Annotated in this window: 21 protein-coding genes, 1 tRNA gene, 1 pseudogene and 1 CRISPR repeat array; of the genes and pseudogenes, 17 read left to right on the top strand and 6 right to left on the bottom strand. The window is 44.8% G+C overall.

Annotated features, from left to right (window positions below):
• Positions 1-49: 49 nt before the first annotated feature.
• From tnpA to eno, 4 genes and pseudogenes are all read right to left on the bottom strand, one after another.
• Positions 50-467: pseudogene (gene tnpA, locus FYJ62_RS06220) on the bottom strand (IS200/IS605 family transposase).
• A 259-nt stretch (positions 468-726) separates the two neighbouring features.
• A complete protein-coding gene (locus tag FYJ62_RS06215; RefSeq protein ID WP_154548832.1) occupies positions 727-2,253 on the bottom strand; it encodes an ABC transporter substrate-binding protein/permease in 1,527 nt (508 codons plus the stop codon).
• Positions 2,254-2,283: 30 nt separating this feature from the next.
• Positions 2,284-3,024 carry an amino acid ABC transporter ATP-binding protein gene (locus tag FYJ62_RS06210; protein ID WP_154548830.1) on the bottom strand — a complete coding sequence of 247 codons (741 nt, stop codon included), beginning with the start codon at positions 3,022-3,024 and terminating at the stop codon, positions 2,284-2,286.
• Positions 3,025-3,549: 525 nt separating this feature from the next.
• Positions 3,550-4,836 (bottom strand): phosphopyruvate hydratase, encoded by a 1,287-nt coding sequence (eno, locus tag FYJ62_RS06205; RefSeq protein WP_154548828.1) that lies wholly within the window; start codon positions 4,834-4,836, stop codon positions 3,550-3,552.
• A 348-nt stretch (positions 4,837-5,184) separates the two neighbouring features.
• Here eno and FYJ62_RS06200 point away from each other — a divergent pair, with 348 nt between their 5' ends.
• Positions 5,185-6,021, top strand: a complete 837-nt coding sequence (locus FYJ62_RS06200) for a DegV family protein (protein WP_154548826.1) — start codon at positions 5,185-5,187, stop codon at positions 6,019-6,021.
• Between the two features lie 75 nt (positions 6,022-6,096).
• On the opposite strand, the gene FYJ62_RS06195 is transcribed toward FYJ62_RS06200, so the two are convergent.
• A complete protein-coding gene (locus FYJ62_RS06195) occupies positions 6,097-6,687 on the bottom strand; it encodes a phosphatase PAP2 family protein (protein ID WP_154548824.1) in 591 nt (196 codons plus the stop codon).
• Between the two features lie 382 nt (positions 6,688-7,069).
• On the opposite strand from FYJ62_RS06195, the gene FYJ62_RS06190 reads away from it, so the two are divergent.
• From FYJ62_RS06190 to FYJ62_RS06160, 7 genes are all read left to right on the top strand, one after another.
• Positions 7,070-7,306, top strand: a complete 237-nt coding sequence (locus FYJ62_RS06190) for a hypothetical protein (RefSeq protein WP_154548822.1) — start codon at positions 7,070-7,072, stop codon at positions 7,304-7,306.
• A gap of 170 nt (positions 7,307-7,476) precedes the next feature.
• The gene (locus tag FYJ62_RS06185) at positions 7,477-8,082 is read left to right on the top strand and encodes an ADP-ribosyltransferase (protein ID WP_154548820.1); all 606 of its coding nucleotides are present in this window, start codon (positions 7,477-7,479) and stop codon (positions 8,080-8,082) included.
• Positions 8,079-8,273, top strand: coding sequence for a hypothetical protein (locus FYJ62_RS06180; RefSeq protein ID WP_154548818.1), 195 nt, complete (start codon positions 8,079-8,081; stop codon positions 8,271-8,273). The genes FYJ62_RS06185 and FYJ62_RS06180 overlap by 4 nt, the downstream gene beginning before the upstream one ends.
• A gap of 107 nt (positions 8,274-8,380) precedes the next feature.
• Positions 8,381-9,049: a phage scaffolding protein gene (locus FYJ62_RS06175; protein WP_154548816.1), complete on the top strand. Its 669-nt coding sequence runs from the start codon at positions 8,381-8,383 to the stop codon at positions 9,047-9,049.
• Positions 9,046-9,729, top strand: coding sequence for an ADP-ribosyltransferase (locus FYJ62_RS06170; RefSeq protein ID WP_326832003.1), 684 nt, complete (start codon positions 9,046-9,048; stop codon positions 9,727-9,729). The genes FYJ62_RS06175 and FYJ62_RS06170 overlap by 4 nt, the downstream gene beginning before the upstream one ends.
• Complete coding sequence (locus FYJ62_RS06165; protein ID WP_154548814.1) at positions 9,722-9,958, top strand: hypothetical protein; 237 nt, start codon at positions 9,722-9,724, stop codon at positions 9,956-9,958. Before FYJ62_RS06170 ends, FYJ62_RS06165 begins: the two co-directional genes overlap by 8 nt.
• A 107-nt stretch (positions 9,959-10,065) precedes the next feature.
• Positions 10,066-10,389 carry a phage scaffolding protein gene (locus FYJ62_RS06160; RefSeq protein ID WP_154548812.1) on the top strand — a complete coding sequence of 108 codons (324 nt, stop codon included), beginning with the start codon at positions 10,066-10,068 and terminating at the stop codon, positions 10,387-10,389.
• Between the two features lie 607 nt (positions 10,390-10,996).
• Here FYJ62_RS06160 and FYJ62_RS06155 read toward each other — a convergent pair.
• Positions 10,997-11,085: transfer RNA gene (locus FYJ62_RS06155), tRNA-Ser, on the bottom strand.
• Between the two features lie 350 nt (positions 11,086-11,435).
• On the opposite strand from FYJ62_RS06155, the gene FYJ62_RS06150 reads away from it, so the two are divergent.
• The 9 genes from FYJ62_RS06150 (at position 11,436) to FYJ62_RS06110 (ending at position 25,721) form a co-directional block, all read left to right on the top strand.
• Positions 11,436-12,044: a GTP pyrophosphokinase gene (locus FYJ62_RS06150; protein WP_154548810.1), complete on the top strand. Its 609-nt coding sequence runs from the start codon at positions 11,436-11,438 to the stop codon at positions 12,042-12,044.
• A 5-nt stretch (positions 12,045-12,049) separates the two neighbouring features.
• A complete protein-coding gene (locus tag FYJ62_RS06145; protein WP_154548808.1) occupies positions 12,050-12,718 on the top strand; it encodes a response regulator transcription factor in 669 nt (222 codons plus the stop codon).
• Positions 12,719-12,722: 4 nt separating this feature from the next.
• Entirely contained in the window at positions 12,723-14,015 is a 1,293-nt protein-coding gene (locus FYJ62_RS06140; RefSeq protein ID WP_154548806.1) for a sensor histidine kinase, read from the top strand.
• Between the two features lie 289 nt (positions 14,016-14,304).
• Positions 14,305-18,567, top strand: a complete 4,263-nt coding sequence (gene cas9, locus FYJ62_RS06135) for a type II CRISPR RNA-guided endonuclease Cas9 (protein ID WP_154548804.1) — start codon at positions 14,305-14,307, stop codon at positions 18,565-18,567.
• Between the two features lie 220 nt (positions 18,568-18,787).
• Positions 18,788-19,699 (top strand): type II CRISPR-associated endonuclease Cas1, encoded by a 912-nt coding sequence (gene cas1, locus FYJ62_RS06130; protein WP_154548802.1) that lies wholly within the window; start codon positions 18,788-18,790, stop codon positions 19,697-19,699.
• Positions 19,677-19,982: a CRISPR-associated endonuclease Cas2 gene (gene cas2 / locus FYJ62_RS06125; protein WP_154548834.1), complete on the top strand. Its 306-nt coding sequence runs from the start codon at positions 19,677-19,679 to the stop codon at positions 19,980-19,982. Before cas1 ends, cas2 begins: the two co-directional genes overlap by 23 nt.
• Positions 19,979-20,647 (top strand): type II-A CRISPR-associated protein Csn2, encoded by a 669-nt coding sequence (gene csn2, locus FYJ62_RS06120; RefSeq protein WP_326832002.1) that lies wholly within the window; start codon positions 19,979-19,981, stop codon positions 20,645-20,647. Before cas2 ends, csn2 begins: the two co-directional genes overlap by 4 nt.
• Positions 20,648-20,677: 30 nt before the next feature.
• A CRISPR array of direct repeats spans positions 20,678-23,092; the repeat unit is 36 nt; unit sequence GTTTTAGAAGGTAGTCTATTCAATAAGGTTTAACGC.
• A 289-nt stretch (positions 23,093-23,381) separates the two neighbouring features.
• Positions 23,382-24,494: a thiolase family protein gene (locus FYJ62_RS06115; protein WP_154548800.1), complete on the top strand. Its 1,113-nt coding sequence runs from the start codon at positions 23,382-23,384 to the stop codon at positions 24,492-24,494.
• Positions 24,495-25,721, top strand: coding sequence for a hydroxymethylglutaryl-CoA reductase (locus FYJ62_RS06110; protein ID WP_154548798.1), 1,227 nt, complete (start codon positions 24,495-24,497; stop codon positions 25,719-25,721).
• The last annotated feature ends 3 nt before the right edge of the window (positions 25,722-25,724 follow it).

The following is a 25,724-nucleotide window of genomic DNA, read 5'->3' as shown; positions in this document are numbered from 1 at the left end:
ATCTGACTTGCGCTTGCGTATTGCCATGTCGCTTCCTCCTTTCTAGCGTTTAGTGAAACGGTCTATTCCATTGCGTCTCAATGTATTTCTTGACGACAGCTTCGGTTGTCACTCCAATGCTTCCTGCATAATAGCTCGGTGACCAGACGTGACCACCCCAGAAGACCCCAGAAGTATTCCTTCATCGTTTCCGGATACTTTTCAAAAAGCCACTTGGCCGTAATGCCTTTGAGCTTCTTGACGATATTTGTCACGCTCTCTTTTGGTTTGGCAGACAGCAGAATATGCACGTGAGTTGGCATTATTTCCAGGGCCTTGACCGTATACTCATTCTCACGGCAGATCTGCAGGATCTTGTCCTTGAGTGAATCGACAATAATCGGATTAGTCAAGGCTTGGTTGCGATACTTGGTACACCAGACGATGTGGTAATTGAGGTTGTATACGTAGCCTCGTCCATGGATGATATCTGGCTCATCATTCCTGAATTCGTATTTAACTATATGAGTCGCACCTTCTTTCAGTATTTGCAGTTCTTTAGCTATTTATATTATATCGCATACCGAACTAACGTTCACGTGCTAAAGCAAAAAAAGAGGGCGATTCAACTCGGCATTGAAATGCCAAGTTGAATCGCCCTCAACGTAATAAAAAAGCTGGAAGTCAGATGAGTGACTTCCAGCTTTTTGCTAGAGATAAATTAGATGAGACAAGTGAACTGCTTGGCTAAGCGCGGCTTGAGCTCAGGTTCATCTTCCGTTCCAGGAAGTTGAGCAGGCGAGTCAAGAGGAAGGTTAAGACGAAGTAGATGCACATGGTGATGAACAGTGGCATTACCCCCCGGTAGGTAGCGGTTTGCACCAGGCCGGTCTGGTACATCAATTCGCCAACGCCGATGGTTGAAACCAGGGAGCTGTCCTTGGTCAGCGTGATGAATTCGTTGCCAAGGGCTGGCCAGATGTTCTTGAAGGCCTGCGGGAAGATGACGTAGCGGTAAGTCATGGCCTGGCTCAAGCCAAGTGACCGGGCAGCTTCAGTCTGGCCGATGTTCACGGAGTTGATCCCAGACCGGATGTCTTCAGCCACGTAGGCTCCGGAGTTCAAGCCGATGGCGATGATCCCGGCAACCAGGGCAGGCAGGTTCTTGACCAGCATCCCGATCCCGAAGTAGACGAACATGATCTGAACCATTTCTGGAGTGCCACGGAGGAATTCAATGTAGCAGACCGCGATCGCGTGGAGCAGCTTGTTGCTTGACAGACGCATCAAAGCGAAGATGACGCCGAGCACCAGACCGATCAGGACTGAGCAGATGGTGATGATCATGGTGTATTCAAGACCGGTCACGAAATAGCTGGTGTACTTGGTCATAGAGTTGTTTGACTTCTTAGTCGCGGTCTTCATGTCCTTTGCCGCTGCCGGGATGAACTTCTTGTTGAAGAGGTCCTTTTCCTGGCACTTGTTGATGGTCTTGTTGATGGCGGCCACCAGGTCCTTTTGCCCCTTGGCGACGCCGACGGCGTTGCCCATTTGGTCCTGCTTCAGGGTTGACTTGACCAGGGCCAGGTTTGAATCGTTCATGGCGTAAGTCTTGGCGTTCAGCTCGCCCAAGAGGACCCCGTCGAACTTGCCGGACTTCAAGCCCATCAAGAGGCTGGAAATCTTGGCCAGGCCCTTGACCTTCATGCCAGGCAGGCCGTGCTTCTTCATGACGGTGTACTGGAGAGACCCAGTCTGGGCGCCAACCGTCTTGCCCTTGAAGTCGCTGGTCTTCTTGTACTTGCCCTTGTCAGCCTTGTTGATGACGAAGTAGTCGTTCTTTTCAGCGTAGTAGATCTTGGAGAAGTCGATGCTCTTCTTACGCTCGGCGGTTGGGGTCATCCCGGAGATGATCACGTCAATCTTGCCGGTTTCCAGGGCAACCAGGAGGGAGTCGAAGTCCATGTTCTTGATTTCGCACTTGACGCCCAAATCCTTGGCGATCTGCTTGGACAATTCAATGTCGACGCCGACGTACTTGTTCTTCCCGTTGACGTTCTTGGTGAATTCCAGTGGCGGGTAGTCGGCGGACAGCCCAACGACGAGCTTGCCGCTCTTCTTGATCTTCTTTAAAACGGTGCCAGAGGCAACTTTCTTAACGTTCTTGCTTGATGCTGCGGAGACCGTGGCAGCTGGACCGGTGGCCAGGGCGCCGGTGACGACGGCACTGACCAAAAGCAGCAGCACGGAAAAGATTTTGATTAGTTTCTTCATGATGTGTCTTTCCATTTCCTTGTCTGTAACTTACGCTTCGAGAATCTTGGCTAAGAAGTCCTTGGCCCGGTCGCTGGTAGGGTGATCGAAGACTTCGTCTGGGCTGCCTTTTTCTTGCAGGTAGCCATCGGCCATGAACCAAACTTCATCGGAAACCTTGCGGGCAAAGCCCATTTCGTGGGTAACGATGACCATGGTCATCCCAGAAGTAGCCAGGTCCTGGATCGTCTTTAAGACTTCGCCGACCATTTCTGGGTCAAGGGCAGAAGTAGGTTCGTCAAACAGCATGACTTCTGGTTTCATAGCCAGAGCTCGGGCGATGGCCACCCGCTGCTGCTGGCCGCCGGAAAGACTGGTCGGGGTGTGGTCGGCAAATTCATCCAGGCCGACCTTCTTGAGAAGCTTGTGAGCCAGGGCAGTAGCCTCGCCGTCAGCCATGCCCTTAACCTTCATTGGCGCCAGCTTGATGTTTTCCAGGACGTTCATGTTTGGGAAAAGGTTGAAGTTCTGGAAGACCATGCCCATTTTCTGCCGCAGCTTGTCCAGGTCATCGCTCTTCAGGTCCGTCAATTCTGTCCCTTCAAACAGGACCTGGCCGCTGGTTGGCTTTTCCAAGAGGTTCAGGCAACGCAAAAAAGTACTCTTGCCAGACCCGGATGGCCCGATCACAGTGATTACTTTGCCCTTCTCGATCTCGGCGTTGATGTCCTTGAGGACTTCTTTGTCGCCGTAGTTTTTCTTCAAGTGCTTAACTTCGATGATACTGTTCATAATTAAATCCTTCATCTACGATCTCGGCAGCGAGGATTTGATTAGCAATGAATGGAAGTCAACTGGCAAGTAAACTGTATTGCAAGAGTACTTTACAGGTAAGAGGAAGACTCCGTCTGCCTCACCAATATTCAATTAAATATGGGAAGAGGAAGAAGACTAACAACTTGCGATGACTGCTATTCATTGCCAAACAAGTCAAAACCGCGTTCTGCCATGCTGATAACAACGAATTCAGTTGATCTACAAGTCTTCATCAAGCGATGAAAACTATGTATTTACAAATTGCCTAGTATTCCTCATCTTAATTATCTCCTTTGCTGGACATGTGCTTGTCCATCTCTTATTGATTTTTAATTTTAAACTAATGTTTCCGAGATTGCAAGGGAAATTTTAGAAAAAAGCAAAATTTCATGAAAGATTGCTTTAAGCCGCGGCAGGAGAGGGGGAAAACGGCGCAAAAAAAGAGCCTGCCGAAGCAAGCTCTTTTCTTAAGTTGTGTTGAAACTAACCTAGTTCAGTAAATTAGTCCAAGTCAACGTTGTCTGGGAAGAAGTCAAGACGTTCGCCGTCACCGAGTTGTTCTTCGATTCTCAGCAATTGGTTGTACTTTTCAACACGTTCTGAACGAGCTGGGGCACCAGTCTTCAGTTGGCCGCCGTTAGTAGCAACAGCGAAGTCAGCGATGAAGGTGTCGCCAGTTTCACCTGAACGGTGAGAAATCATGGTGTTGTAGCCGTTCTTGCGTGAAAGACGGATAGTTTCCAAGGTTTCAGTTACAGTACCGATTTGGTTCAGCTTGATCAATGAAGCGTTACCTGCGCCTTCCTTGATAGCCTTGTTCAACAGCTTAGGGTTGGTGCAGATGAAGTCGTCAAGAACGATTTGCAGACGGTCCTTGTGGGTTTGAGTGAACTTAACCATACCGTCAACGTCGTTTTCGTCGTATGGGTCTTCCATTGAGATCAATTCTGGGAATTCTGCGAGCAGCTTGTCGTAGTATTCAGCCAATTGTTCGTCGTCAAGAACCTTGCCTTCCAGGTGGTACTTGCCGTCTTCCTTGTTGAAGTAGTATGAAGCGGCACAGTCACAAGCGATGGCAATGTCTTCACCAGGAACGTAACCAGCGCGTTCGATAGCTTCGTGCAAAGCCTTCAAAGCTTCTTCTGAGTCCTTCATGTTAGGAGCGAAACCACCTTCGTCACCCAAGCCAGTTTCGTAACCCTTTTCTTCCAAAACCTTCTTCAAGGTGTGGTAAGTGTTAACGATCTTTTCGAAGCCGTCACGGAATGAAGTCTTCTTAACTGGAGTGATCATGAATTCTTGGATGTCGATGCCGTTGTCAGCGTGTTCACCACCGTTGATAACGTTGTGGAAAGTTTGAGGCATTGACAAGTCAGTACCACCAAGGTAACGGTAAAGAGGTTGGTGGGTAGCCTTAGCAGCTGCTACAGCAGTAGCCATTGAAGTACCCAAGATAGCGTTGGCGCCCAACTTACCCTTGTTTGGAGTACCGTCAAGTTCGATCATAGCCTTGTCGATAGCTGGTTGGTTGAATGGGTCTGCGCCTTGCAGTTCGTCGTTGATTGCAGTGTTAACGTTGTTAACAGCCTTCAGAACACCCTTGCCGCCCAAGCGTGAGCCACCGTCACGCAATTCAACAGCTTCGTTTTCACCAGTTGAAGCACCTGATGGAACTTCAGCGCGGCCAACTACGCCGTTTGACAAAGTAACTTCAACTTCAACAGTTGGGTTACCACGTGAGTCAAAGATTTCTCTAGCATGAACGTTTTCAATAACAACCTTAGTCATTAAAAAATCCTCCTTAAAATATGTAAACGGGAAAAATGGTTATTTTTCCGCCTACCAGAGCATTTGCCCTGTAATCATTTACAAGTAAATTATAGCCTAACTTTGTGAACGCGTAAACAGAATAATCTTAGAAACCGTTCACAAAATCGCGTTTTTTCGTTAATTTAACCAGCGTAAATGTTATGTTAAGCTCCTTTTGTGAAAGCATGTTAGAAATTGTGAAAGCGGTTTGGCGAAAAATTCCCGCCCATGGCAAAAACTGCTAAAATAGAGATAGAAACAATTTGCAAATCGAATTAGCCTTTGTTGCTAAGACATAAATGATGAGCTGGAAAAGGACGGACAATTATGGAAAAAGTAAGATTGATTCTTGATTCAAGTTCCAATACCCTCAGCGACCCAGCCCGCAACCTGGTCGTGGTGCCGCTGACTTTGACTTTTGGCGAGGAGAACATGCTTGATGACGAGAAGCTGGATATCAGCGAGTTCCTGGCCAAGATGGAAGCCAACAATGAGGCGGGAAAGACCGCGGCGCCAAGCATTCAGCGCTGGCTGGACGCCTTGGAGGGGAGCGAGAACGCGATAATCGTCACGTTGACCAGTGGCTTGTCAGGTACCTATTCTTCAGCTCTGCAAGCCAAAGACATCTATCTGGAGCAGCATCCTCACGCCAATGTGATCGTGGTTGACTCCCGGTCAGCCGGCCCGGAGCTGGAGGTCGTTCTGGAAGGAGTTGAGGCGCTGATTAAAGACGACAAGCTGCGCTTTGCCGATTTGGAGGCCAAGATTGCTGAGTTCAGGACGCGGACTCACCTGCTGTTCGTGCTGCAGTCATTGCGGAACCTTTCATTAAATGGGCGGGTTTCGCCAGCGGTAGCCAAGATCGCGGGCGTCTTGAAGATCAATTTGATCGGCACGGCCAGCGTTGACGGGGAGCTGCAGCCTTTGACCAATGCCAGAGGCATGAAGAAGGCCTTAAGAGAAATCGTCAAGCAAATGGAAGGGATGAAGTACCAGGGTGGCCGGGTCGTCATTGATGAGTGTGAGAACGCGACCGACGCGGAAAAGCTGAAAGAGGCAATTCTGGCTTCCTACCCAAGCGCCGAGGTGACGATTCGCCCAATGCGTGGCCTGTGTTCTTTCTATGCCGAACGCGGCGGGCTGATGATCGGCTTTCACGAATAGAAGAATGTCAATAAAGAAGAAAAAGGTACGAACCTAGTGGTTCGTACCTTTTGCATTTTCAAGCAGTTAGAGATGTTAGCCTTCCAGGAACAAGGCCGCGTAGATGGTCTGCATCACCGTAAAACAGAAGACGGACAAGGCGACAGCTCCTAAGACATCTGAAGGGTAGTGCGCCCGCAGATTCAAGCGGGAAATAACAACGAAAGCCCAGTAGATAAGCAGGATCAGCGGCAGGTAGCTGGTAGTGATCCGGCGCAAGAGCGTGTAGAGAATAAGGCACATGGTCGTGGCCCCAATCACGTGGCCGCTGGGGAAGGAATAGCCTTCTTCTTCAGACAGGTGCGAGCGCGGCCGGTTGCGCTTGACCAAGTGCTTGATGACGTAGCCGGCTCCATCGGTCACGCCTAGGGTCAATAGGGTCCACAGCCCCAATTTGTAATCGCCCTCGTTGATCAGAATGCCGGCAATCAGGACGTCCCAGACGATGACCAGCTTTGGTTCGTTAATAAAAGCGATGATTTTCCAAAAAATGTTCTTTTGCGTCTTGACCAGCCGCTGGTGCAGGCGCTGATCGAAGCGGTTGAAGGCAGGCGAATAAAGGATGCCCAAGACCAAGAGGATCAGAACGATCCCGGAAATACTCAGTGAAATTACGTCTATTTGCAAATTGCTTGTTCCTTTATATCAAAGTTCGCAAACCAACTGTTTCAGAAAAGTTGGACGATAGATTGTTAACGTACAATAGATTTTAACGAAAGATATTTTACACGACTATTAGGAACAATTCAACAGCTGGAAAGTAAGCGAATACATTGGTGAGATCGAAGCTTCCTAATCCAGTGTTGGATATTTGTTCGAATAACCAGTCGAAGGACACTATGGTGAAGGAACTGAACAAGTTCATGTAACTATCGTAAGAAGCGAGACAGGTCGTGATATTTTGAAGTATAATAGCGATAAAAAAGAAGTGGTATTCGCTAGAAACACAAAGTTTAAAGTGTCGAATATCAATCTAGGCGATGATGGTATATGGATTGGAATGAAATAGTTGAATGATAGTAAAGGAATTCCGCCTTTAAAGGAACTAAGAGGGGAAAACTACGTTCTTTTTTCAGATAAACGCTGGCGAGATACTGATCCAGAAGAAGTACTAAGAGGATTAGAGATTGATAATAGCCACGTAACCGAGGAAGCAGAACGCAAGCATGCAGAATTAATGAAACGTGCTGCTGAAATTAGAAAGGCACAACGTGAAAAAGCAGAAAGAGAACGGAAAGGCGATTAGCGAAAGCTGACCGCTTTTTGTTTGCCCTCAGCATGGCGTAAAAAGGCTCTGTAATCCTGTCGGTGCACTACGATACCTTACAGACCGGATCTGTCACCTCTGGAGACACGCTGGGAGCGTGACCCAAAGACAGGCAAGGGCAGAATTACTAACTACCAAACCTACGATCAGTGGCAGGCAAGACTGGCGCTCCGAAAGTATTCAATCCAGCCAAAGTGTCTACTTTCGCCAAGAAGGATAGTACTGGCGTTTCTGCTGGATTTACGTCTAACGGCTTTGTAGCTGGTCCTGTTCTAGGAGGTGGAGATGGAACCAATGGCACAGATCTGACGTATGATGAGGAAAGAGCTATGAGGGATTATGTGTCTCCTGCCGCCTATGAATTAAATGATAACCTTAGAAATGATTATCCATTAATTGAACAACAGCAAGTAATGGTGGCTAATTTGGACAAAACGTTAAACGAACTGCCATTTTATACTGATGAAGAGCCATTAAATAGATCTTTAACTTTTAGATATCCAGAAGACGAAGACAAATTTCTTGAAGATGCCCAAAGAAACGGTTATATCCAAGAGAAGAGCTATGCATCAGCGACTCAGCATGGTGTGTATGATCCAGACGACCGTGTTAGAATAGTAATAAAGAAGAACCATTCTGCTAGAGATTTAAGTAACTTTACTCTGCCGGGCGAAAATGAAGTACTTTTCAAGCGGAACACTAAATTGATATGTATAAGAAGGACGGAAAATGTTTATCGAGGTTGTAGAAGATGAAGACCAATGAGAACAATGCCAGAGAAAAGATTCCCATTACTGCTGAAAATTTACATGAGTTGGTAGCTAGCATTCCAAAAGAACAGTTTGAGAAAGGTAGGGCTAAACTAGATAAATTGATGGCAGAAAGTCATAAATTCTGGGAAGAAAGAGAGCAAGAAAGCAGAAAGAGCGAAGACACAAGCGATTAGCGAAAGCTGACCGCTTTTTGTTTGCTCTCAGCATGGCGTAAAAAGGCTCTGTAATCATCCTGTCGAGGCCGCACCTCGTAATATCAAGCGTTAGGAGACTGTAAACAATGAAGAGAAATCAACTAAAAGACTTGCAGCTGACCGATGAGCAGATCGAGCAGATCATGAAGCTGAACGGCCATGACATTGAGAAGGCCAAGGGGAACTTTGAAACCTTGCAGGCTGAGAACGAAGCCTTGAAGAAACAGACTGCTGACTATGAAGCATCACTCAAGAGCTTCAAGAAGTCTGCCAAGGATAACGAAGAACTGACAGCTCAGATTGAAGAGTTGCAGAACCAGAGCAAGAAGCAGAAAGATGAGTTCGAAGCCACTGTGCACGGGCTGAAGCTTAACTCTGCCGTCAAGGATGCTCTGGCCAGTGCTCATGTTAAGCAGTCAAATGACTGCTGGACATGGACAAGGTTGGCTGGAAGGTGCGCTTGCTGTCAAAAGACGGCCACTACACTGACGGCTACGTCCCACAGGGGTCAAGCTGAATCAAGGCATGGACTGCTACCTGATTGGCAAAGCCCTTTGGCTTCCGGCCAAATACGTCAAAATCACAAAATAGAAATAAGCCTAGCCCCTATCGAAGGGGGGCAGGCTTATTTTCATCTGTTCGTGACTTATGCGAGTTTTTACTTTTTAAGTGCTGTCATATCGATGGCTGAGCACTATATTTTAAGTAGCGTACAGGCTAGATCTGCCGCCTTTAGAGACACGCTGGGAGCGTGACCCGGGTAGGATTGTCAACTATCAAACCTACGATCAGTGGGCAGGCAAGACTGCTGCTACGAAGACATTCAACCCAGCTAAAAGTGTCTATCTTTGCCAAGAAGGCAAGTGCTGATGTTTCTGCTGGATTTGTGTCTAGCGGCTTTGTTGCTGGACCTATTCCAGGAAGCGGAGACGACTCACAAGAAGAATCGCAAGGTTCAGTATTTCCAGAATTATCAAAGGACGAAGAAATGGCGATCAGTAAATACACTAGCTCTGACTCGTACAAAATCAATGCGGCATTGCGTCACGGAGAAGAGCTTGATGATGACATGAAAAATCTGCAATACTATTTAGACAGTGCACTGACGAAGTTGCCTAAATATGACGGTGATAAGCCGCTACAAAGAGATTACTTCTTCACTCCGGACGGAGCTATGGAATTTATGCAACAGTTTACTGATGGCGACGAATTTATGGATAAAGCGTATATATCTTCGTCTAAGGGACACTATGGGGAAGGAACTGAACAAGTTCATGTAACAATCGTAAAAAGCGAGACTGGGCGTGATATTTCGAAGTATAATAGTGATGAAAAAGAAGTATTGTTCGCCAGAAACACGAAGTTCAGAGTATCAAATATTAAACTAGGTGATGATGACATTTGGTATATGGATTGGAGTGAAATAGTTGAATGACCACAAGAGAGTCCCATCATTAAAGGAATTAAGAGGAAAGGATTACGTTCCTTTTTCCGACAAACGCTGGAGAGAAACTGACCCAAAAGAAGTATTGGCCGGGTTAGTGTTCGATCATAGTCATGTAACCGAAGAAGCTAAACGAAAGCATGATGAATTAATGAAACGTGCCGCTGAAATCAGAAAAGCACAACGTAAAAAAACAGAAAGAGAACGGAAAAGCGATTAGCGAAAGCTGACCGCTTTTTGTTTGCCCTCAGCATGGCGTAAAAAGTCTCTGTAATCATCCTGTCGAGGCCGCACCTCGTAATATCAAGCGTTAGGAGACTGTAAACAATGAAGAGAGATCAACTAAAAGACTTGCAGCTGACCGATGAGCAGATTGAACAGATCATGAAGTTGAACGGCCATGACATTGAGAAGGCCAATGGGAACTTTGAAACCTTGCAGGCTGAGAACGAAGCCTTGAAGAAACAGACTGCTGACTATGAAGCATCGCTCAAGAGCTTCAAGAAGTCTGCCAAGGATAACGAAGAGCTGACAGCTCAGATTGAAGAGCTGCAGAAACAGAGCAAGAAGCAAAAAGACGAGTTTAAAGCCACTGTGCACGGTCTAAAGCTTAACTCTGCCGTCAAGGATGCTCTGGCCAGTGAATGCTAAAGCGGTAAAATGTCTGCTGGGCATAGACAAGGTTGGCTGGAAGGTGCGCTTGTTGTCAAAAAGCGGCTATTACACTGACGGCTACGTCCCACAGGGGTCAAGCTGAAAGACTGCAAAGTCCATGACGATCAAAGGCATGGACTGCTATCTAATCGACAAAGATCTTTGGCTCCCGGCAAAATACGTTGAAATTACGAAATAATCATGCAAAATAAGGGCTCTATAATATTTCTTACTGATGGATGTCAAGTAATACATCAGTCGGTAAGATTTTTTGTTTAAAATAAAAATAAGCCCAGCGAAAAGCTGGGCTATTTGTATGGCTTGGTTCATACCAGCTTTTACTAGGATGAGTTAAATCATGGTAGTATAAAACTATAAACGTTCCTCAATTTGTGTGGGGGTGATCCGGAGGGTCCTGTAACACTACCGGATAATTATGACTGCTCCTCACGTAAGTGGGGGAAGCGGATCCTTCGGGGTTCGCTTTTTTTGATGGGAAAACACACTGGCCCATCTATTAACTAGCTCTTTCTAGTTGTTTTCTAGTTAAAAACAAAAATAATCCCCGAGAATGTTGATTTCTCGGGGATTATTGATTTTATTAAGGAGCGTACAGGATTTGAACCTGCGCGCCAATTCAACATTGGTTCGGCGGATTTCGAGTCCGCTGCATTACCACTCTGCCAACGCTCCATAACAGTAACCATTATACTGAAAAGTTCGATAAAAGTAAAAGGGGTAATCGAAAAAATCTGGCGATAAATTCTTAAAATGCATAAAGAGCAATCAAAACTTCCTATGGTATACTCTAGTTAGCTCCTCATGCAGATGAGGATGACTCTGATGATTCTGTGAGTCGGGTAAAGGGTAATCATACTGAAGAACTGTTCAGAGCGATTGGTGAAAGCTGACCGCTTTTTTGTTTGGTTAAAATCATGTAGCTCTATGCTCGCCATGTAAATGGAGATATCATAAGTTTCGATTAAAAAGCAAGAAAACTTCATGACTCTCTGATACAGTGGAAGTAGAAATGAGGAAAATATATGAGTATTTACGGTAACTACGCATCATATCTGCCACAAATCTTGGAAGATACTTTGGCGCAGATCCGAGAAATCGGTCAAGCATATCAGAAGCAAAATGGTCAGAAGCTCTACGAGCACCTTGAAGGGCGGGTAAAGAGCGAAGCAAGCATGACACAAAAGTGCCAAAAGAAGAACTTGCCGCTCACCCCGGAAAGTGCCCTGCTTGAAAACCGGGATGCAATTGGTCTGAGAATCGTCTGCAATTTTATCGACGACATTTACACCTGTATCGATCTGCTTAAGCAGCAGCCGAATTTCAAGATCGTCAAAGAGAAAGACTACATTACTGATGCCAAGCCCAATGGCTATCGGTCCTACCACTTGATCATGGTGGTGGAAACGCCATTTGAAGACGTACGTGGCAATAAACCAGGCAAGTACTATGTGGAGATTCAGCTGCGGACCATTGCGATGGATACTTGGGCCAGCTTGGAACATGAAATGAAGTATAAGCATGATATCAAGAATCCTGAACGTATCAGCAAGGAGCTCAAGCGCGTTGCTGATGAGCTGGCATCTTGTGATGTCAGTTTGCAGACGATTCGTCAACTAATTAAGGAAGGATAGATTCAATGAAAATTCTTTTAGCTGAAGATGAAGCCCAATTGAACCGGGTCGTGACGGTTGCCATGCAGAAGAGCGGCTATGAAGTCGATTCAGTCTTTAATGGAAAAGAAGCGGTCGACAAGGTTAAAGAAAATGCCTATGACGTGATCATCATGGATATCATGATGCCAGTGATGGACGGACTTGAAGCAGTCAAAGAAATTCGGGCCATGGGCGACAAGACCTTCATCGTGATGCTGACAGCTAAGTCAGAAATCGATGACAAGGTAACTGGCCTGGACGTTGGTGCTGACGACTACTTGACCAAACCCTTTTCTTTAAAGGAGCTTTTAGCTCGTTTGCGGTCTAGAGAGCGCAGAAGCGAAGACTATAATGGCAATCAAGAGCTCAGCTACAACGATCTCAAGCTGGACCTTAGTGCTCAGGAATTGTCGAGCAACAACTCAATCAGCTTGTCCAAGCAGGAAACCAGCTTGATGCGCTACTTTCTGCTTAATCCGGGCAAGGATTTGTCGACTAAGGAACTCTTCAACCACGTCTGGAAGGATGACGATGAAACCGAGGACGTCGTTTGGGTGTACGTGTCGTACTTGCGCTCCAAGCTGCAGTCAATCGGGGCGCACGTGAAGATCGCTGGTGAAAGGGGCGGCAGCTTTAGTTTGACGAGGGGGTAGACCAATGATTAAAACGATCCGCCGCCGCTTCATGTGGCTGGCTACCACGTCGCTTTTCCTGGTCATGATCATCTCTTTTGCCAGCTTGATTGGCATTTCGTATTTCAGGTCCAGCTCAGAAGCCGATGAAATCTTGACGGTCATTGTTAAGAACAATGGTCGTTTGGACATTAAGGAAGCCAAAAATCGCCTTGGCGATCAGTACAGCCGCGAAGGCATGTTCAAGTATCGCTATTTTACGGGGATGCTGGATACTTCTAAAAGAAAGACCTCGGTTATCGATTCTGGCCATATCATCGCTGATTCTTTGAATTCCGTGCTGAGCAAGGATGAGGAAGTGGCGAAGGCCGTTAAGAATGGTGAATTGCGCGGCACCCTGCGTTCCAGCCATATGCGCTTTCGCTATCTAGCCAAGAAAATTGCGAAGAATAAATACTTCATTTGCTATATTGATTTGGCGCCCTTGATGCAGTCAACCATGCTCCTGGCCAAATATGCCATGATTTTTACTCTTGGCGGGATTTTGATCTTTTTGGCAATTATGAGTCTGCTTGCCGGCAAAGCGGTTCAGCCGATCAAAGATGCATATGATAAGCAAAGACGCTTTATTACCAATGCTGGCCATGAGCTTAAGACGCCGCTGGCCGTGATTAGTGCCAATGCGGAAATGGAAGAGCTGCTGGGCAATGACGATGAGTGGAACCAAAGCACGATTGAGCAGGTTCAGAGAATGACGCGCTTGATCGATGAACTGATTACGGTTACCCGAATGAGCGAACCGGAAGAGCTGGTCCTTTCGCCAGTCAACTTCTCTGAGAAAGTCGAAGAAGCAGCCAAGTCATTCAAGTCAGTTCTGGCCAAGGATGGCAAGGACTACGAGGTGAAGGTCGAACCTAATCTCTACGTCAATGCCGAATCCAGAAGCTTGCTGGAAGTAGTCAACATCTTGATCGACAACGCGCAGAAGTACTGTGATGATCACGGCAAGGTCCTGGTAGTCTTGGCCAAGAGCCGCCTTAATCAAAACGCGGTTCTGACCGTTTCAAATTCTTATCAGAATGGAAAGAATGTTGATACCAAGCGTTTCTTTGAAAGATTTTACAGAGAAGATGAATCTCACCATCACGATGAGCAGAAGAAGTCCGGTTTTGGAATTGGCCTTTCCATGGCGCAAGACTTGGTTTATACTTTTGGTGGAAAAATTAGCGCTCATTGGGAAGACGGCGTGATGACCTTTGTGGTTACCTTGAAACGAATTACGCCAAAGAAGCTTGCCGCCAGCGAAAATAATGACTAGCAAAAGGCATACGCTTGGTTGAATATATAATTAAAGATCATAATAGTTAGGAAGAGCCATTACCTAATCCTTACACGTCCTCGTACTTCTTAGAGGGCGTGTTTTTTTATCCAGCTGCCTCGCACTATTTGTGCTATTTATGCTCACACATAGTATTAATTCGTTAATGCTGGCAACCGTATTTTGGGTATTATGGAACTTTCTAATTTCTTTGTAATGAACTCAAGGACAATAGTATAATAAAATGTAAGTGCTATTTTACAAGAAAAAGGGGAAAGAAGGAGAAAAAATGGCGAAACCTAAAAATTATACGATCGGTCTAGATATTGGGACCAATTCTGTCGGTTGGACTGTAACCGATGATCAGAACAACATTTTGCGGATAAAGAGCAGGAAGGCGATTGGCGCCAGACTGTTTGAAGAAGGCAAGGTCGCAGCGGAAAGAAGAAGCTTCAGAACTACCAGACGTCGGCTTTCTAGAAGAAAATGGCGCATCAAGCTGCTTGAAGAACTGTTTGACGAAGAAATTTCCAAGGTGGATCCTAATTTCTTTGCTAGAAGTCATGAATCTTGGATTTCTCCAAAAGACAAGCGGAAGCGCTATTCTGCGATCGTGTTCCCTACTCCTGAAGAAGACAAAAAATTCCATGATGAATATCCAACTATTTACCATCTGCGTGATAGGTTGATGAAGGATGATCAAAAGCATGATATCCGGGAAATCTATGTTGCCATTCATCATATAATGAAGTACCGTGGCAATTTTTTGCATGATGAGTCTATAGAAACCTATCGTTCAGGCATGAGCTCACTGGGCGGCGGCGACGAGAGAACTATCTTGAGCACAAAGATTTTGGACGATTTGAACAATGCATTTGCTGATAACTTGGCAACGCAAGGCATTAGCGTAAATTCTGCCTCTGCTGATCAAATCAATGAGATCGTTATCAGCGGGCACTTGAATGCTGATAGCCAAAAGGCAATTGCAAAATTGCTATTGCCGACCACCCTCTCAAGTGACGACAAGAAGCAGGAAAAGAAAACTAAGAAACTAGTCACAGATGCAGCTAAGAATGTGGCAAGTGCTTGGTTGGGCTACAAGGCTAATTTCGCGGCAATTCTGAATATTCAAGAAGTGGACAAGGACAAGAAGAAAGTCTACAATTTTGCTTTACAAGGTGCAGACGAAGAAGGAAAGGTTGAAACCTTAGAATCAATATTGTCACAGGATCAAATTGAAATCGTTGATCAGATTATTCGCATCCGCCATGCAATTGTCTTGAGCGAAATTATCCCTGTTGGCCTGACTTTGTCTGAAGCAATGATTGAAAAGTATGACCAGCACGCGAAGGATTTGAAGAATTTAAAGACGGTTATTCGAAACCTGAAAGATCGAAAAAATGCGATCAAGCTGCAGGCAATTTATGATCTGTATGTCAATAATCGTCATGCTGACGCGGCTAAAGCAATGAAGTTGGCGGGAGTGAAAAAACGCACTGAATTGCTTGAACCGGAAGAATTTAACAAGTCAATCGAAAAATTATTGGATGATTCTCCTGTGTCAGCTGAAATTAAGAAAAGAATTGCCGAAAAAGATTTTCTGCCTTTGCAAAGATCCAACAGCAATGGCGTAATTCCAAACCAGCTTCATCAGATTGAACTCGATGAAATTATTAAGAAGCAAAGCGAGTACTATCCATTCTTGGCCGAGACCAATGAACACGCATCTGTGGATGTGGCACGAAAGGCTCCAACTAAATTAGATCAGTTGCTGACTTTCCGCGTTCCATATTATGTTGGTCCGCTGATCACCAAGGAAGAGCAGGAAAAACAAAATGGTCATAGTTTTGCTTGGATGATTCGAAAGAATCCAAAAGACCACGAGAAGATCACTCCATGGAACTTTGATGAAAAAGTTGACCGAATGGCATCAGCTACGCAATTCATCAAGAGAATGACGACCAAGGACACCTATCTTCTGGGTGAGGATGTTCTGCCTTCATCCAGCTTGAAGTACCAATTGTTTACGGTGCTGAATGAGCTAAACAATCTACGGATCAACCATAAGAAGCTGACCCGTGATGAGAAGGAGCAAGTAATTGAAGACTTGTTCAAGAAGTACAAGACTGTCAAAACGGACAAGTTTAAGAATTACTGGCAAAAGGGACATGCTGGCTTAGATGTGAAAATTCAGGGGATGGCAGACCCAGAAAAGTTCAATTCCACGATGTCAACGTATATTGACTTGCGGAGGATTTTTGGCGATCAACTCAATGATGATCAGCGCCAGAATGACTTTGAAAAGATTATTGAATACTCAACGATTTTTGAAGATCGTAAGATCCTTGGTGAAAAGTTGCGTGCTGATTTCACTTGGCTGAGCGAAGAGCAGATCAAGCAGCTTTGCCGCCTCCGTTTGCAAGGCTGGGGACGGTTATCCTTAAAGCTGTTGACTCGTTTGACAGATGCTGATGGTCAGAATGTCCTTGAACGACTTTTAAACAGCAATGACAACTTTATGCAGATTGTCAAGGATCCAGTCATTAAAGCCAAGATTGAGCAAAAAAACCAGAAGCTATTGCGTGCTGATCAGTCTGAGAATGCAACCGAGAGCATTCTGGATGAGGCGTATACTTCACCTCAGAACAAGAAAGCGATCCGTCAGGTAATGCGGGTCGTTCACGATATCGTCAAAGCCTGCGGTGGCAATCTTCCAGCAAAATTTGCAATTGAATTTGCCCGGTCACAAGACGATGATCCTAAGCGAACAGTTGCCAGAGCTGACAGATTGCAGAAGATTTATGCTCAAATCAGTGATGAAGTTGTCAGTCAAGGCGTTAAGGATCAGCTGAATGGAATGAAGTCGCTTAAAGACCGTTACTACCTGTACTTCATGCAGGGAGGGAGAGATGCCTACACTGGAGAGCCACTGAACATTGACCGTTTGTCAGACTATGATATTGACCACATCATGCCACAGTCCTTTATCAAAGATGATTCTTTGGACAACAGGGTCTTAGTCACTAGAGCCGTGAATAATCAAAAATCTGACAATGTCCCAGTATTGCTGTATGGCAATCATTTAGTTGCTGACTTGGGGATTACCATTCGTGAGATGTGGGACAGATGGCAGAAGAGCGGCATGATCTCCAAGAGAAAGCTGGCAAATCTGCTTACCGATCCAGCAACGCTCTCGGAGTACCGTGCTGAAGGGTTCATCAATCGTCAGCTGGTGGAAACCAGTCAAGTTATCAAGCTGACGGCTACCATTTTGCAAAGTGAATTCCCAGACAGCAAGATTATCGAAGTTCCAGCAAAATATAATTCGATTCTGCGTAAGCAATTTGATTTGTACAAGAGCCGTGAGGTTAATGACTACCACCATGCAATTGATGCCTACCTGAGTACAATTGTTGGCAACTATCTCTATCAAGTATATCCAAATCTACGCCGGTTATTCGTCTATGGTGAATTCAAGAAGTTTAGTCACGGTGAAGAAGAATCGAGTCACCAGGCAGTTAGACGCGCCAAGTCAATGAACTTCTTGGATGATCTGCTCCGTGGCAAGCATGGTGATGATATCTACTGCAGAAGTACCGGTGAGATCGTATTCAGTCGGAAAGACATCATTTCAAAGCTGAAGCAGGCATACTCTTTCAAGCAGATGCTGGTAACGCAAGAAGTATTTACGAAGAAATCCGCATTGTTTGATCAAACCGTTTACCCATCTCCAGCTAGAGATTCTAAGACTAGATCTGGCTTGATTCCACGAAAGCAGGGAATGGACACTGAATTATATGGTGGGTACAGCGGCAATAAAGATGCTTTCTTTGCTTTGGTGGATGTTGAGAAGAAAAAAGGACATACGTTAAGAATAGTTGGCATTCCTGTCCGTGATTTTGAGTCTTTGAAAAATGCTTCAAATTATTCAGAAAAACTTATGGAAATAATAAAGTCTCAAGTACTGTTCGACAGGAATACAGGGAAATCTATAAGAGGAATATTAAATGTCAAGATTATAATTGACAAAATTTTGTATCGGCAGCCTATTTTGGAAGATGATTCCTATTACATGTTAGGTAGCTCAAAGTATAGATACAGCCTTAAGCAGATTTCTTTGAGTCAAAGGTCTATGAAATATATTCTTGACTATATTGATGATCCTGATTTTAATAAACACGTTGCGGTGCATATTGAACAACAGGATGAAAAGCAATGCTTACTGTCAGTTTATGATGAAATACTGGAAAAGATGGATAAATATCTTCCGTTATTTGATATTAGAAGTTTTAGACAGAAGCTGCACGATGGACGAGAAGCGTTTATTGCACTGTCTTCCACTGAAGAAGCTTTAGCAATTAATAAGATATTGAGAGGTCTTCATGCAAATGCAGAAATTTCGAAACTTCCTGAACTTGGCTTTGGTCAAGCTGCCTTAGGTGCTTTAGTATCTACAAGTGGAATTAAGATCTCAGACGATGCTGTATTTATATATCAATCGCCAACTGGACTATTTGAAAGAAGAGTGAAGGTCTCTGATTTATTAAAATAAGCAGACTATAAAAGTAAAGCAGGGAGCTACATGGTTGATGTAACTCCCTGTTTTATTGCATAAAAAAAGCCCACAATACGTGGGACAAATGTCTAAACTCCGTTCCGAAGAACTTTGCATGATTTTAAATCAGATAGTCTATTCAATAAGGTCTAACGTTGGGAGCTACCCAACAATTAAATTATAACATTGAGATAGAAATAATCAAGGGAGATAAATTATGGGATGGCGAAATGTGATCATTACTCAGCATTCAAAATTGTCATACTCATCTAATATGATGGTTGTTCAGACTAGGGATGGGATAAATCAGATTCCAGTCAGTGATATCAATTTGTTGCTTGTGCTGACGACCCAAGCTGTTATCACTAGTTCTTTGATTGCTGAACTGGCTAAAAAACAAACCAAAGTAATTTTCGTTGATGAAAAACAAGAACCAATTTGCGAGACTGAAAATTACTATTCTACAAACTGTCATACCGAGAAGCTACTTAAGCAGTTTAGTTGGAAAAAAGAACGGAAGGAAATTTTATGGACAAAAATTGTGGCTGCTAAGATTCAGAATCAAATTAATGTATTGCGCTTATATGGCTTGCCAACTGATGAAATTGAAAATGATTTTCTAGAATTGGAATACAATGATGAATCCAATCGCGAGGCGACAACGGCGCGGAAATATTTTGCTGAATTGTTTGGAAAGGAATTCAAACGAAGAGAAGGTTCAGATGCTGTCAATGCTGCTCTCAACTATGGATATTCGATTCTGTTGTCGGCGGTCAACAGAAAGATTACGATGGATGGCAACAGAACCTATATGGGCATACATCACTCATCAGAGAACAATCCTTTCAATTTGGGATCTGACTTGATGGAACCCTTTAGGCCTTTTGTTGATTACTGGATTTATGATCATAAGGATATAAAAGAATTTACGCCTGATATTAAATATGGCCTGGTTGAATTGCTGAGCCTCAAGGTTATCTATAATGGGGATCGAATGATTTTGGGAAATGCCATCAATCAGTATGTTCATGATTGTTTGAGATATTTAGATGGGTATTTGTTTGAAATTGACATTGAGCTGGGGGTTGACAATGAGGTACCAAATGATGCGATTAATGATAATGTTTGATTTGCCTGTTGACACTGCGACGGATAGAAAGCAGTACCGACAATTTAGAAAAGATCTAATAAATGAAGGGTTTGTGATGATTCAATACTCGGTTTACGTGAGAGTATGTGCTTCCAAAAAGGCTGCACAGCTTCTAGAAAAAAGGATCAAAGGTTATGTTCCAGAATATGGTGTTGTTCAAAGCTTGATGCTTACCGAAAAGCAGTACAATGATATGCATTTCTTATTGGGTGAACCAGTTAAAGACGTTAGAAACACCTCAGATAGGACGGTGATCTTGTGATCATAACATATGTGGCGCATAAATCGTTTGAAATTGAAAATGGTAGAATCAATGTCATCGCTACATCCAGTCCAATTGTATATTGTGACCTTATTGAGGGGATGCAACAGAAGAACGAACTTATAGCTTCGATGAGTGAAGACTATGAGACGATTCCTTTGAATAAAGCATTAGACTGGCTTGGTGACCCCGTAATTAGCGAATCCTTGTTTCAAAAGTACATGACTAAAGTAACTAACTATGTGGTAGAAGACCTTAGTGAAGATGGACGAAATAGAATTATTACGCTCTATCGTGACCTGCTGAATGCAGTTCAGGACGAACTCTTTATGGAGGATCTTCCATTGGCAATAAATTTTGATACAGACTTGAAGAAACTGATCAAATTTGGAGGAATTCATTTTGATAAATCTCTGGCTACAAATCCATATGGTATAATTGAAACGGTACTTAGGATACATGATAGATTAGGTCTTAAGTCCATAGTTGCTTTTAGTAATGTAGCTCATTACTTGGATAAGCAACAGTTGAATGAACTTTCTAAATTATGTCAAGAATTAAATAAAGCAGTCATTTTGATCGAATTTTGTAGCCAGCATGATCAATCAGTATATCGGGATGCAAAGTTCAATTATATTGACGAGGACCTTGTTGACTGGTATTAACTCAGATTAAAACCTTGTTAAAAAATAACGGTTTTAGAAGGTAGTCTATTCAATAAGGTTTAACGCTGCAACTGGTCGCTTTGTGCGGCCACTTTTGTTTTAGAAGGTAGTCTATTCAATAAGGTTTAACGCATTTCCGGATCGTACATGATGGGGGAAGAGGTTTTAGAAGGTAGTCTATTCAATAAGGTTTAACGCTGGTGATCGGTCATTTTCTTCTATCCTTCCGTTTTAGAAGGTAGTCTATTCAATAAGGTTTAACGCAACCAAGCGGCACCCGTTGGCACACCGTTCGTTTTAGAAGGTAGTCTATTCAATAAGGTTTAACGCAATCCGAAGTCCAAGCTTTACAGACACACGGTTTTAGAAGGTAGTCTATTCAATAAGGTTTAACGCAAAGAGCATGACGACGTAATGGACGCTGTTGTTTTAGAAGGTAGTCTATTCAATAAGGTTTAACGCCGCATATCCTTCAGCGTCAATGGTTCACGTGTTTTAGAAGGTAGTCTATTCAATAAGGTTTAACGCAATGGCCGCTTGTGTAGCACTGCCAGTCTTGGTTTTAGAAGGTAGTCTATTCAATAAGGTTTAACGCCGTGTCTGATGGCAAAGGCGGTCTCACGGTTGTTTTAGAAGGTAGTCTATTCAATAAGGTTTAACGCCTGTAATTGGCTGATCTGCACGGATTGGCTGTTTTAGAAGGTAGTCTATTCAATAAGGTTTAACGCATGGCCCTATGTGAGTTTGCGGACCGGTTTGTTTTAGAAGGTAGTCTATTCAATAAGGTTTAACGCTTTTCACCTGTCCCGTTGGTCCAAACGGTCGTTTTAGAAGGTAGTCTATTCAATAAGGTTTAACGCGCAGATAGCAGATGAATGCTAGCAGATAGCGTTTTAGAAGGTAGTCTATTCAATAAGGTTTAACGCGTCCAGTCCTGCCCGAAAGCTTCGCTTTCAGTTTTAGAAGGTAGTCTATTCAATAAGGTTTAACGCGGCCAGTCAAATTGCCCTTGCTGTCGAAGCGTTTTAGAAGGTAGTCTATTCAATAAGGTTTAACGCAGGACCCGCTCAGCTTACTTAGTTATCGTTGTTTTAGAAGGTAGTCTATTCAATAAGGTTTAACGCAAGGAAGACGACCACACGGTTGACGCGTTTGTTTTAGAAGGTAGTCTATTCAATAAGGTTTAACGCAGACAAGCGCTTGAACACACTGCGGCAAGAGTTTTAGAAGGTAGTCTATTCAATAAGGTTTAACGCGTTTTGCTGTTCTTATTGGCCAGGTCTTGGGTTTTAGAAGGTAGTCTATTCAATAAGGTTTAACGCTACGGCCCTCAACGGCACCAGTCATAGACAGTTTTAGAAGGTAGTCTATTCAATAAGGTTTAACGCTTCGCCAACACGGCTTCCATCACAAAACCAGTTTTAGAAGGTAGTCTATTCAATAAGGTTTAACGCTTAAAAGAGTAATAACAAAGGCTTGCTATTGTTTTAGAAGGTAGTCTATTCAATAAGGTTTAACGCGAAGGCGCTTTGGACAATCAGTATTACTCGGTTTTAGAAGGTAGTCTATTCAATAAGGTTTAACGCCAAGCCATTGCAAGCTCCCCGATGCCTGAGGTTTTAGAAGGTAGTCTATTCAATAAGGTTTAACGCGCGAACTGGGCGTAAGCTCCCAGATCCATAGTTTTAGAAGGTAGTCTATTCAATAAGGTTTAACGCTCATCGGTGGTCAGGCCGCCGTGCGCTACGGTTTTAGAAGGTAGTCTATTCAATAAGGTTTAACGCAACAGTCTCTTGTAGTTCTGCATCCACGAAGTTTTAGAAGGTAGTCTATTCAATAAGGTTTAACGCGGAGTCGACGACATTTGCAAAGGCACTTGAGTTTTAGAAGGTAGTCTATTCAATAAGGTTTAACGCTGGTGTTGAGTTCAAAAAGATCTTCCCGTTGTTTTAGAAGGTAGTCTATTCAATAAGGTTTAACGCACTGCTCGTGTTACTGTTTACATGCGGATTGTTTTAGAAGGTAGTCTATTCAATAAGGTTTAACGCTTAACCCACATTTCGCCGTGGATTTCGTCGGTTTTAGAAGGTAGTCTATTCAATAAGGTTTAACGCAGTCCATCTTGTCATCTGAGCTGATCAGGTGTTTTAGAAGGTAGTCTATTCAATAAGGTTTAACGCTGAAATTGTTAAAAAGATTGCCCAGCCCAAAGTTTTAGAAGGTAGTCTATTCAATAAGGTTTAACGCAGACTAAGGAGGCTACTAATGGCAAGTAAGGTTTTAGAAGGTAGTCTATTCAATAAGGTTTAACGCGTCCCCGTCAGCGCACTGACAAAGCTTGCAGTTTTAGAAGGTGGTCTATTCAATAAGGTTTAACGCCTTCTTCTTTGCCTACCAGAGCTGGGATGCGTTTTAGAAGGTAGTCTATTCAATAAAATCTAGTTTGTTGTTCAGTGTGTCGTGGATGTTACCTGATTCACTTTTGAGTTCTCCCACCTGAGTGGGGGTGATCGTTTTAGAAGGTAGTCTATTTAAAACGTCAAGTACTTTTCACAATGTGAGAAGTACTTTTTTACTTGTTTAATTTTTGCTAAAGCAATCGCTATCGCGCGCATCAGGAAAAAGATTATAGTAAACTATAATAGTTTAAAACAGATATTAACTATTGCTGTTTTGATTATTATTTAAAAAAAATCCCCAAAATGGATGACTTATTGAGGAGAGTTAGTTAATAATGCAAGAGATATATGTTGTTGCCGCAAAGAGAACCCCATTTGGCCGCTACCACAAGCAGCTGGCCGACTTTTCCGCCGTTGAACTTGGCGAAATCGCTCTAGAAGGGGCACTGCAAGAAGCAGGTCTGGATGCCGAGGCTCTGGATGCCCTCTTTATGGGCAATGTCCTGTCAGCTGGCCTGGGTCAAAACATGGCCCGGCAAGTGGCCTTGAACACTGGAATGTGTCAGGATTCTGTAGCAACCAGCATCAATGAAGTTTGTGGATCAAGCTTGAAGGCCGTTCGCCTGGCTCAAGCCCAAATGGCCATTGGCGACCTTGGCTTGGTCGCGGTCGGTGGCAGCGAATCCATGACCAACCTGCCTAAAGACTTGATGATGAAAGACGGTTTGATTGATGCTTTCAGCAAGAAGCCAATGGGCATCACTGCCGAAAACGTGGCTAAGCGCGATCACATTACCCGCCATGACCAGGACGCCTTCAGCCTGGCTTCGCACCAGAAGGCCACCAAGGCTTGGCAGGAAGGCAAGTTTGCTGATGAAGTGATTACGATCATGGATGATGAACATGAAATCACCCATGACGAAAGCGTCCGCCCAGACACCAGCATGGAAGCCTTGGCCAACTTGAAGACCAGCTTCATGGAAGATGGCACGGTCACGGCGGGCAATGCATCCCCCGTTACCGATGGCGCCAGCATGATCATCCTGGCTACGGGTGACAAGGTTAAGGAGTATGATCTCAAGCCTTTGGCCAAGCTGGGTGCCTACTCAGAAATCGGCTATGACCCGGAATTCATGGGTTATGGGCCATACTATGCAATTCGCCGTTTGTTTGAAAAGACTGGCCGCGGTCAAGCTGACTATGACTTCTTCGAAATCAACGAAGCGTTCGCGGCAACTACTTTGGCCGTGATCCGCGACTTGGACCTGCCAATGGACAAGGTCAACCCACAAGGCGGCGCGATCGCGCTGGGTCACCCGCTTGGCGCTTCTGGCACCAGATTGTTGGGTACGGCGGTGCGCCAGCTGCAAAGAGGCGGCGAGCGGGCAGTTGTTTCCCTGTGCATTGGCGGGGGCTTGGCCATCGCCTTTGAGGTTGAGAAAGCATAAATGAAGTTTTACCAAATGTCGCCCCAGGAGCGCCGGGAGGAACTGGATAAGCAGGGTGCTTCTCTTGAGCCTGTTGCCGCTGATAAGCTGGACCGGCTCAATGACCTGAGCGAAAACGTGATCGGGGAGCTGGAGCTGCCTCTAAGCTGCTTGACCGGCGTCTTGGTCAACAATCAGGAATGGCGAATCCCGATGTCCACGGAAGAGGCTTCAGTAGTAGCGGCGGCCAATCACGGCTTCTCCGTTTTCGCCAAGAATGGCGGCGTCATTGCCCAAAGCCGCCGTGACGGGATTTACGGGCAGATCGTCTTGCAGGTTGGCAGTGACTTTGACCTGCCTTCTTTTACCGAGCAGATGCCAGCTTACATTGATTTGGCCAATGAGGAATTCTCCTCGCTGGTCAGACATGGCGGCGGGGTGCGGCAGATAGCCGCTCGCCAAGAAGATGACCTGGTCTACCTGCTGGCCTTGATTGACCCGGCTGAAGCGATGGGGGCCAACAAAGCCAATGCCATCTTGGAATTTCTGGCTGGCAAGATGCAGAATGAGCCTGGAGTTAAGGATCAGCTGTTCGCCATCCTGTCCAACTATCCCAGTCAGTTGACCCGAGCTGAAGTCACGATCGACTTTGCTACGCTGACTAAGGACCATGATTCAGTCAAGGGCGAAGCGATCGCCAAGAAGATGGCCCTCTTAAGCCGGATCGGGCAGAAGGACGTCTACCGCGCGGTGACCAATAACAAGGGGATCATGAACGGGGTAGACGCGGTCTTGGCGGCAACGGGAAATGATACCCGGGCAGTTGAGGCGGCCAGTCATGCCTATGCCGTAAGAGATGGCAGATACCAGAGCCTTAGCTCATGGGAGATCAAAGACGGGGCCTTAAAGGGCAAAGTGGTCCTGCCTTTGGCCTTGGGGGTGGTTGGCGGATCCATTTCCAGCCGGCCGGATATTAGACAAAGCTACTCAATATTAGGTAAAATAAAAGCCAGAGACTTGGCGAACCTGGTAGCGAGCGTGGCTTTGGCCAATAATTTCGCGGCCATCAACGCCATCTCGACCAAGGGGATTCAAGAAGGCCACATGCGCCTGCAGACCAGGAACGTGGTGGACCTGCTTGAAGCCACGCCAGCAGAAAAGAAGGCGGTCTTTGAAATGATGACCAGCCAGCATCAATATGGCGAAACTGCCGCCAAAGTTTTTTTGAAAGAATTGCGAGGACGATAATTA

The organism is Lactobacillus porci, assembly GCF_009695985.1.
Classification (GTDB): Bacteria; Bacillota; Bacilli; order Lactobacillales; family Lactobacillaceae; genus Lactobacillus; species Lactobacillus absianus.
The sequence above is the reverse complement of the archived record's forward strand: the minus strand, read 5'-3'. Positions and strand labels throughout refer to the sequence as shown.